Genomic DNA, 8,416 nt, shown 5'->3' with positions numbered 1-8,416 from the left:
CAGATCAACGCGCAGAACTGCGTGCACTGCAAGACCTGCGACATCAAGGACCCGACGCAGAACATCGTCTGGGTCACGCCGGAAGGCGGCGGCGGGCCGAATTATCCGAACATGTGAGTTCGCGATACAAGAAAAAGCCGCTTCAGGGTTGCACCTGAAGCGGCTTTTTTGTTGCCCGCGCAACCCGCGCGGCGGCGCCTCGCGATCAGATCATTCGTCGCTGGCAGCGATCTTCGGCGTCGATACGTCGACGTCGGCGTTCTGCGCGCGATGACGCAGTGCGTGATCGATCAGCACGAGCGCGAGCATCGCCTCCGCGATCGGCGTCGCGCGAATGCCCACGCACGGGTCGTGGCGGCCGAAAGTCTCCACCGTTGCGGGCGCGCCGGCCTTGTCGATCGAGCGGCGCGGCGTGCGGATGCTCGAAGTCGGCTTGATGGCGATCGAGACGGTGATGTCCTGCCCCGTCGAGATGCCGCCCAGCACGCCGCCCGCGTGATTGCCGTGAAAACCGTTGGGCGTGAGTTCGTCGCCGTGCACGGAGCCGCGCTGAGCGACACTCGCGAAGCCCGCGCCGATCTCCACGCCCTTCACCGCGTTGATCCCCATCATCGCGTGCGCGATGTCGGCGTCGAGCCGGTCGAAGAGCGGCTCGCCCCAGCCCACCGGCACGCCGCTCGCCACCACGTTCACGCGCGCGCCGATCGAATCGCCGTCACGACGCAATGCGTCCATGTAGTCCTCGAGCTGCGGCACGACATCGGCATTGGGCACGAAGAACGGATTCTCATGCACGTGCGCCCAGTTCACGAACGGCACGTCGATCTCGCCGAGCGAGCGCATGTAGCCGCGCACTTCCACGCCAAAGCGCTCGCGCAGCCACTTCTTCGCGACCGCGCCGGCCGCGACCGTGGGCGCCGTAAGGCGCGCGGAGGAGCGGCCGCCGCCGCGATGGTCGCGGATGCCGTATTTTTGCCAGTAGGTGTAGTCGGCGTGACCGGGGCGAAAGGTCTCGGCAATGTTGCCGTAGTCCTTGCTGCGCTGGTCGGTATTGCGGATCAGGAGCGCGATGGGCGTGCCCGTAGTGCGCCCTTCGAACACACCCGAGAGAATTTCGACCTTGTCCTCTTCCTGGCGCTGCGTGACGTGACGCGACGTGCCAGGGCGACGGCGGTCCAGGTCGGTCTGGATGTCGGCTTCGGCGAGCGCCATGCCGGGCGGGCAGCCGTCGATGATGCAGCCGATGGCCGGACCGTGGGATTCGCCGAAGGTGGTGACGGTGAAAAGCGTACCGAGCGTGTTGCCGGACATGGCGGTCGTCCAAAGTGAATCGGGGAATCCAGCATTATGCCAGCCCGCGGGGTGCGACGCCCGACCGGCCGGTCGGGCGACTGGACTGGCGTGCGCCCTCGCCTCCTCGCTCAGCGCCGCGCCCCGCGCAACCCCGCCACCGTCTCCTGCAAGCGCTCCAGCGAAGCGTCGGCCGCCGCGATGGGCTCGCCCACCGCCAGCGTCAGCCGGCTCGTCACCCCGCGCCGCAGCGGCCGCTCCTGGCCGGAAGCCGCAAAGCGCGAGAACGCGCTGCCCCAGAGCCCGCGCAGCGCCATCGGCACGACCGGCACCGGCGTGCGCCTCAAGATTTCGGTCACCCCGTGGCGGAACGGGTTCATCTCGCCCGTGCGCGTGAGCTTGCCCTCGGGAAAAATGCAGACGAGATCGCCTTCGGCCAGCGCGGCCGCGCATGCGTCATAGGCTCCGGCGAGCGCGGCCGGGTCCTCGTGGGCCGGCGCGATGGGAATGGCCTTGGCGTGACGAAACACCCAGCCGAAAAACACCGAGCGGAAGATCTGCTGATCCATCACGAAGCGGATCGGCCGCGGACTCTCGGCCATGATGACGATCGCATCGACATAGCTGACGTGATTGCACACGAGCACGGCCGCGCCTTCGGCCGGAATGCGCTCCGCGTGAACCAGCCGCACGCGGTAGACCGTATGCACGAGCATCCACGCGATGAAGCGCAGCAGGAACTCGGGCACGAGCGCATAGATATAGGCCGCCACGACGATATTGAGCAGCGCCGTGGTGAGAAAAATGCCGGGAATGCCGACACCCGCGGCCATAAGCGCCATCGCCATGAGCGCCGAGACGATCATGAAAAACGAATTCAGGATGTTGTTCGCGGCGATGATGCGCGCCCGATGGCTTGGCTCGCTGCGGCTCTGGATCACGGCATAGAGCGGCACGCTGTAGAAGCCGCCGAACATGGCGAGCAGGAACAGGTCGGCAAGCACGCGCCAATGCGCGGCGACGCGCAGGAACTCGCCGACCGAAAGCAGATGGGGCGCAGCGGGCAACGCATGGCTCGCGAAAAACAGGTCGACGCCGAACACGCTCATGCCGATCGAGCCGAGCGGTACGAGGCCGATCTCGATGCGCCGGCGCGATAGCCGCTCGCAGAGCAGCGAGCCCGAGCCGATGCCGAGCGAGAACATGGCGAGCAGGACGGTCACGACGTCGGGGTCGGCCGACAGCACGTCCTTGGCGAAATTGAAGAACGAGGCGAGAAACGTCGCACCGACGAACCAGAGCCACGAGATGCCGAGCAGACTCAGGAACACGGTGCGGCTGCCGTGCGCGAGGCGCAGATTGCGCCAGGTCTCCGAGAACGGATTCCAGTTGATGCGCAGTCCCGGCTGCGAAGGCTCGCATGGCGGCACGAGCGCGCTGGCCGCCCGGCCGACTAGCGCAACGACGACGCACATGCCGCCGAGCCACCACGCGCCGGGAGGCGGCCGATCGGAGGCCAGGCCGGCCGCGGACGCGGCATCGGTCGCCCCGATGCCGGCCGCCACGCCGCCGGCGATCGTGCCAAGCAGAATCGCCACGAACGTGCCCATTTCCACGAGCCCGTTGCCGCCGATCAGTTCGTCGGGCGCGAGCCGCTGCGGCAGGTACGCGTACTTGAGCGGCCCGAACACCGTGGAGTGCACGCCCATGAGGAAGGTGCACGCATAGAGCAGCGGCGCGCTGTGCATCCAGAAGCCAGCCGCGCCGATCAGCATGACCGCGATCTCGAAGTTCTTGACCCAGCGCATAAGGACAGCTTTGTCGTACTTGTCGGCGATCTGGCCCGAGGTCGCGGAAAACAGCACGAACGGCGCAATGAAGATGGCCGAGATGAGAAACGCGACCGTCTTCGGATCGACGCCCGAGAAACGCGCGGCCTGATAGGTGACGAGCGACGTGAAGCCGATCTTGAAGACGTTGTCGTTCATCGCCCCGAGGAACTGTGTCCAGAAGAACGGGGCGAAACGGCGCTGACGCAGCAGCACAAACTGCGAAACATGGGCGCCCTCATTGCGCGCTACGCGCTCGTCGCGCCGCGCCGCGGGCATCGGTCTATCGTTCATCGGGCAGGAATCGCAGGAAATTTACAGGCCCCAGACGCGAAAAAGCGCGCCTGACGCGCGCTTTTTCCTGCCGGGCAGCGATGAGTTCGCTCTGGTCGGCTCAGCGCGCCGGCTGGCGCTCCTCTTCGGGCCAGTCGCGGATATAGGCCTTGAGCAGCTTGTTTTCGAAGCCCTGCGCTTCCACCACCGCTTTAGCGACGTCGTAGAACGAGATCACGCCCATCAGCGAACGGCTTTCCATGACCGGCAGATAGCGCACGTGGTGCTCCAGCATCATGCGGCGCACTTCGTCGACCTCGGTTTCCGGCGTGCAGGTGATCGGATGATCGTCCATGACCTTGCGGATCGTCGTGGTGCCGACGCTGCCGCCGTTCGCGCGCAGCGTGAGGATGATCTCGCGGAACGTGAGCATGCCGACCAGATCGCCGTACTCCATGACCACGAGCGAGCCGATGTCGTGCTCGGCCATGGTGTTGACTGCGTCGTGCAGCGCAGTGTCGGGCGTAACGGTGTAGAGCGTGTTGCCCTTCACCTTGAGGATGTCGCTGACACGCATGATGTGTCTCCAGAAGTACCGCAAATATTGGGGAGATGCCGAAAAGATACCTACCTGTTTTCGATCCTAGCGGAAACATTGTTAAAAGGAAAGGCGCACGGCAGGCGGCGGGCCGCAGCCGTCACCCGCTTCCGGTTGCCGCGGCAGCGGGCCTTCCAGCCCCGACACCCCCGCCGAGGCGCCTCTCGCGCCCGTCCCGAAAAGGGCCGCAAGGGCGCCCCGGCGCCCCGGCACCGGTGTTACGATGCCCTACTTCCCCGACACCCGGGCCGGTTCGCGCCGGCCGCGCCGCCACGATGTCATCGACGACCGACACCCGTTTCGACACGCTCGCGCTGCATGCCGGCGCGGCGCCCGACCCCGCCACCGGCGCCCGCGCGACGCCGATCTATCTCACCACGTCGTTCTCGTTTCGCGATACCGACCACGCCGCCGCGCTCTTCAACATGGAGCGCGCGGGCCATGTGTACTCGCGCATCTCGAACCCGACCGTCGCCGTGTTCGAGGAGCGCGTGGCGGCGCTCGAAGGCGGAGCGGGCGCGATCGGCACGGCGAGCGGCCAGGCAGCGCTGCATCTGGCGATCGCGACGCTGATGGGTGCGGGCTCGCACGTCGTCGCCTCGGCCGCGCTCTACGGCGGCTCGCACAATCTGCTCCACTACACGCTGCGGCGCTTCGGTATCGAAACGACCTTCGTCAAGCCGGGCGATCTCGACGCCTGGCGCGCCGCGCTGCGGCCGAACACGCGCCTCCTGTTCGGCGAGACGCTTGGCAACCCGGGCCTCGACGTGCTCGACATCGAAGCCGTCGCGCAGATCGCGCACGCGCACGGCGTGCCGCTTCTCGTCGATTCGACGTTCACCACGCCTTATCTGCTGAGGCCGTTCGAGCACGGCGCGGATCTCGTCTATCACTCGGCCACCAAGTTTTTAGGCGGGCACGGCACGACGATCGGCGGCGTGCTGGTGGACGGCGGCACCTTCGACTTCGATGCCTCGGGCCGCTTCCCCGAACTCACCGAGCCCTACGCCGGCTTTCACGACATGGTGTTCAGCGAGGAAAGCACGGTCGCGCCCTTCTTGCTGCGCGCCCGCCGCGAGGGCTTGCGCGACTTCGGCGCGTGCCTGCATCCGCAGGCCGCATGGCAATTGCTGCAAGGCATCGAGACGCTGCCGCTGCGCATGGAGCGCCACGTCGCGAACGCGCGGCGCATCGTCGACTATCTTGCGGCACAGGAGGCCGTCGAATCGGTCGCGTGGCCCGAGTTGCCGAGCCACCCCGACTACGCGCTGGCGAAGCGCCTGCTGCCGCGCGGTGCGGGCGCCGTATTCAGCTTCAACCTGCGCGGCGGGCGCGAGGCGGGCAAGCGCTTCATCGAATCGCTCACGCTGTTTTCGCACCTCGCCAATGTCGGCGACGCGCGCTCGCTCGTGATCCACCCCGCTTCGACCACGCACTTCCGCATGGACGCGTCCGCGCTCGCCGCCGCGGGCATCGCGGAGGGGACGATCCGGCTCTCGATCGGGCTCGAAGACCCCGCCGACCTGATCGACGACCTCAAGCGCGCACTGAAGGTCTCCCAAAAGGCGGACGGCTCCAGAACGCAGCCGAAGACCGCCGGCAAGGAGGCATCATGATCGTCGATGTCGCCGGCAAGCCGGTCTATGCCTACACGGCCTCGCGGCCCATCGATCGCGCGCTGCCGTTCGCCGTGTTCGTCCACGGCGCGCAGCACGACCATAGCGTCTGGGCGCTGCAATCGCGCTATTTCGCCAACCACGGCTTCAACGTACTGGCCGTCGATCTGCCGGGCCACCTGCGCAGCGCGGGACCGGCGCTCACGAGCATCGGCGCGCTCGCCGACTGGGTCGCCGCGCTGCTCGACGCGCTGAACGCCCCGCAGGCGTTCGTCGCCGGCCACAGCATGGGCTCGCTCGTCGCGCTCGAATTCGCTGCGCGCCATCCCGAGCGCGCGCAGCGCATCGCCCTGCTCGCCACGGCGTTCCCGATGACCGTCGCGCCGACACTGCTCGAAGCCGCGCGCGAGCGCGAACCGGAGGCGATCGCGCTCGTCAACGCGTGGTCGCACTCGACGCTCGCCGCGAAGCCCTCGAACCCCGGCCCCGGTTTCTGGCTGCGCGGCATGAACCAGCGGCTCATGGAGCGCGCCTCGGCACGCGGCGAACCGCGGCTTTTCCATACCGATTTCGCGGCCTGCAATGCCTACGAGGACGGCCTCGTGAGTGCGGCGAAAGTACGCTGCCCGGTGCGGCTGATCGTCGGCAGGCGCGACGCGATGACACCGCCGCGCGCGGCGCGCGCGCTCGCCGACGCGCTCGCGAAAGCGGGAGCGCCAGTCGACACGGTGACGCTCGAAGCGGGTCACGCGCTGATGAGCGAACAGCCCGACGCGACGCTCGACGCGCTGTACGCCTTTGCAACGCAGCAATCGCCGCGCGTGGGCAACGGCTGAAGGGAGATTGCGAAGGGGGGCCGGAACTCGTGCCCGGCCGCCGCCGGCCTGGTTGCACGGTCGTTCGTAACGCCGGAAAATGAGGGCGTGCCGCATCCACCGCGGTCCCTCGCCAGCCCCTGCGTGTCCCCGCAGAAAGGAGGAGACGATGCATCCCACCACGCCTACCGAGCATTTTTCGAGCTTCGCGCAGTTCTATCCGTTCTATCTGAACGAGCATAGCCATCCCGTGTCGCGGCGGCTGCATTTCATCGGGTCGCTTGGCGTGATCGGCTGCGTCGCCATGGCGATCGCCACCGGCAACTGGCTCTGGCTGCCCGCCGCGATCGTGTGCGGCTACGGCTTCGCGTGGGTCGGGCATTTCAGGTTCGAGAAGAACCGCCCGGCTACCTTCCGCCACCCCATCTACAGCCTGATGGGCGACTGGGTCATGTTCGCGGACATCTGCCGCGGAAAGATTTCCCTCTGAACCGACGCTCATGCGACAGCGTACCGCTCACGCAGCGGCGCGCCGCATCGTCAGGCCGCCGGATGCGGAAGCACCGGCGAATGCTCATCCGTCAGCGCGGGCGCACGCCGCGCCGCGAGCAATGACGCGAGCGAAATCGAAAGCTTGTCGTTTTCGAGCGCGCTCAGCAGCATTTGCGCGTCGACGCTGCTCGACTTGAGCTGATACGCCAGTTCCTTGCGGTCGATCGCGAAGCGGTCGAAGATGCGCGCCACCGGAATGCGCGCGGGGTTGCCGACCAGCAGGAACTGCGTTTTCGCGCGGTCCTCTTCTTCGAGACGCGCCACGAACTCCTCCTCTTCGAGTCCGTCGACCAGCCGCATCACCGTGGCGAGATCTCGCCGCAGCAACTGCGCGAGCTGCTCGGCCGTGCGCCCGGGCTCGCCCGCCTCGCGCGCCTCGGCGAGACCCGCGAGCAGTTCGAGCGCGTCGAGCAGGTCGCTGCCGGGAAAGCGCGGCCGGTTAAAGCGCCCGGTGCGGATTTCGGGCAGCGCCGAGGTAATCATCGCGCCCACGAGCGTGATGAACCAGCTCAGGTACATCCATAGCAGGAACATCGGCGCGGCCGCGAACGCGCCGTAGACGGCCGTATAGGTCGGAATGCGCCGCACGTAATAGCCGAAGCCGCGCTTGGCCGCCTCGAAGGCGATGGCCGCGGCGATGCCGCCCACCAGCGCGTCGCGCCACTGCACGCGGCAGTTCGGCAGGTACACGTAGAGCATCGTGAACGCGAGCGCCGTGAGCGGCAAGGAAGCGCCGATGAGCAGCCAGTCGAACAGGCCGGAAACGTGCTGCTCGGTCGCGATCACGGCCGAGCGCGTGAACACGTACGAGGAGATCGAAAGGCTCACGCCGATCAGGATCGGCCCGAGCGTGAGAATGGCCCAGTAGACGAGCACGCGCTGCGCGAACGGCCGCGCCTTGCGCACGCGCCAGATCAGGTTGAACGCGGACTCGACGGTCATCATGGTCATGACCGAGGTGACGAAGAGCACGATCATGCCCATCGTCGTGAGGCCCTTGGCCTTCGACGCGAACTGGTTCAGATACATGAAGATCTGGCTGTTGATCTGCGCCGGCATGAGGTGATCGGCGAGAAAAGCCTGCAGCGAATTCTGGAACGAGGCGAAGATCGGAAACGCGGTGAAGAGCGCGAATGCGACCGTGGCGAGCGGTACGAGCGAGAGCAGCGTCGTGAACGTGAGGCTGCCCGCCACCTGGGGAATACGGTCCTCGCGGCTGCGCCGTGCCGCGAAGCGCGCCAGCCGCTTCACGATGTCCAGATCGATCTTCACCCTCGACATCACATCCATTGGCCCGCCTTTCTTGCCGCTGTGAACACTGCCTTCGACATTGCTTTCGTTACCGTTCGCGCGCGTCGGTTCGCGCATGCCTTGCGCTTGCCCGGACCGGTGCGCCCGGCCGTCCGCCGACCCAACCCCTATAATATCCCGACCACCGGCGAG

At 67.1% G+C, this 8,416-nt stretch carries 8 protein-coding genes; 4 read left to right on the top strand and 4 right to left on the bottom strand.

The genetic code is table 11. The features are described 5' to 3' along the window. A partial coding sequence (locus BLU17_RS27600) for a 4Fe-4S dicluster domain-containing protein (RefSeq protein ID WP_143189302.1) occupies nt 1-117 on the top strand: 117 nt, incomplete at its 5' end. A 93-nt stretch (nt 118-210) separates the two neighbouring features. Here BLU17_RS27600 and aroC read toward each other — a convergent pair. The 3 genes from aroC to BLU17_RS27585 form a co-directional block, all read right to left on the bottom strand. Further along, a complete protein-coding gene (aroC, locus tag BLU17_RS27595) occupies nt 211-1,311 on the bottom strand; it encodes a chorismate synthase (RefSeq protein WP_092004305.1) in 1,101 nt (366 codons plus the stop codon). Nucleotides 1,312-1,421: 110 nt separating this feature from the next. Then, nucleotides 1,422-3,413: an MFS transporter gene (locus BLU17_RS27590; protein WP_092004302.1), complete on the bottom strand. Its 1,992-nt coding sequence runs from the start codon at nt 3,411-3,413 to the stop codon at nt 1,422-1,424. Between the two features lie 100 nt (nt 3,414-3,513). Further along, nucleotides 3,514-3,969, bottom strand: coding sequence for a CBS domain-containing protein (locus BLU17_RS27585; protein WP_092004300.1), 456 nt, complete (start codon nt 3,967-3,969; stop codon nt 3,514-3,516). A gap of 296 nt (nt 3,970-4,265) precedes the next feature. Between BLU17_RS27585 and BLU17_RS27580 the strand changes: the two genes are divergently transcribed. The 3 genes from BLU17_RS27580 (at nt 4,266) to BLU17_RS27570 (ending at nt 6,911) form a co-directional block, all read left to right on the top strand. Further along, a complete protein-coding gene (locus tag BLU17_RS27580; protein WP_092004297.1) occupies nt 4,266-5,606 on the top strand; it encodes an O-acetylhomoserine aminocarboxypropyltransferase in 1,341 nt (446 codons plus the stop codon). Then, a complete protein-coding gene (locus BLU17_RS27575; protein WP_092004294.1) occupies nt 5,603-6,442 on the top strand; it encodes an alpha/beta fold hydrolase in 840 nt (279 codons plus the stop codon). Before BLU17_RS27580 ends, BLU17_RS27575 begins: the two co-directional genes overlap by 4 nt. Nucleotides 6,443-6,590: 148 nt before the next feature. Further along, nucleotides 6,591-6,911, top strand: a complete 321-nt coding sequence (locus BLU17_RS27570) for an Mpo1-like protein (protein WP_092004292.1) — start codon at nt 6,591-6,593, stop codon at nt 6,909-6,911. 50 nt (nt 6,912-6,961) lie between these two features. Here the strand turns inward: BLU17_RS27570 and BLU17_RS27565 are convergent, their stop codons facing one another. After that, nucleotides 6,962-8,254 carry a YihY family inner membrane protein gene (locus BLU17_RS27565; RefSeq protein WP_092004321.1) on the bottom strand — a complete coding sequence of 431 codons (1,293 nt, stop codon included), beginning with the start codon at nt 8,252-8,254 and terminating at the stop codon, nt 6,962-6,964. Nucleotides 8,255-8,416 lie beyond the last annotated feature (162 nt).

The sequence above is a fragment of the Paraburkholderia lycopersici genome (assembly GCF_900096975.1).
GTDB lineage: Bacteria > Pseudomonadota > Gammaproteobacteria > Burkholderiales > Burkholderiaceae > Paraburkholderia > Paraburkholderia lycopersici.
Note: the sequence above shows the minus strand (reverse complement) of the source record. Positions and strands in the feature narration are given on the sequence as shown.

Coding starts and splice junctions, on each gene's coding strand:
- aroC (WP_092004305.1), bottom strand. CDS start 1,311: ATGTCCGGCAACACGCTCGGTACGCTTTTCACCGTCACCACCTTCGGC.
- BLU17_RS27590 (WP_092004302.1), bottom strand. CDS start 3,413: ATGAACGATAGACCGATGCCCGCGGCGCGGCGCGACGAGCGCGTAGCG.
- BLU17_RS27585 (WP_092004300.1), bottom strand. CDS start 3,969: ATGCGTGTCAGCGACATCCTCAAGGTGAAGGGCAACACGCTCTACACC.
- BLU17_RS27580 (WP_092004297.1), top strand. CDS start 4,266: ATGTCATCGACGACCGACACCCGTTTCGACACGCTCGCGCTGCATGCC.
- BLU17_RS27575 (WP_092004294.1), top strand. CDS start 5,603: ATGATCGTCGATGTCGCCGGCAAGCCGGTCTATGCCTACACGGCCTCG.
- BLU17_RS27570 (WP_092004292.1), top strand. CDS start 6,591: ATGCATCCCACCACGCCTACCGAGCATTTTTCGAGCTTCGCGCAGTTC.
- BLU17_RS27565 (WP_092004321.1), bottom strand. CDS start 8,254: ATGTCGAGGGTGAAGATCGATCTGGACATCGTGAAGCGGCTGGCGCGC.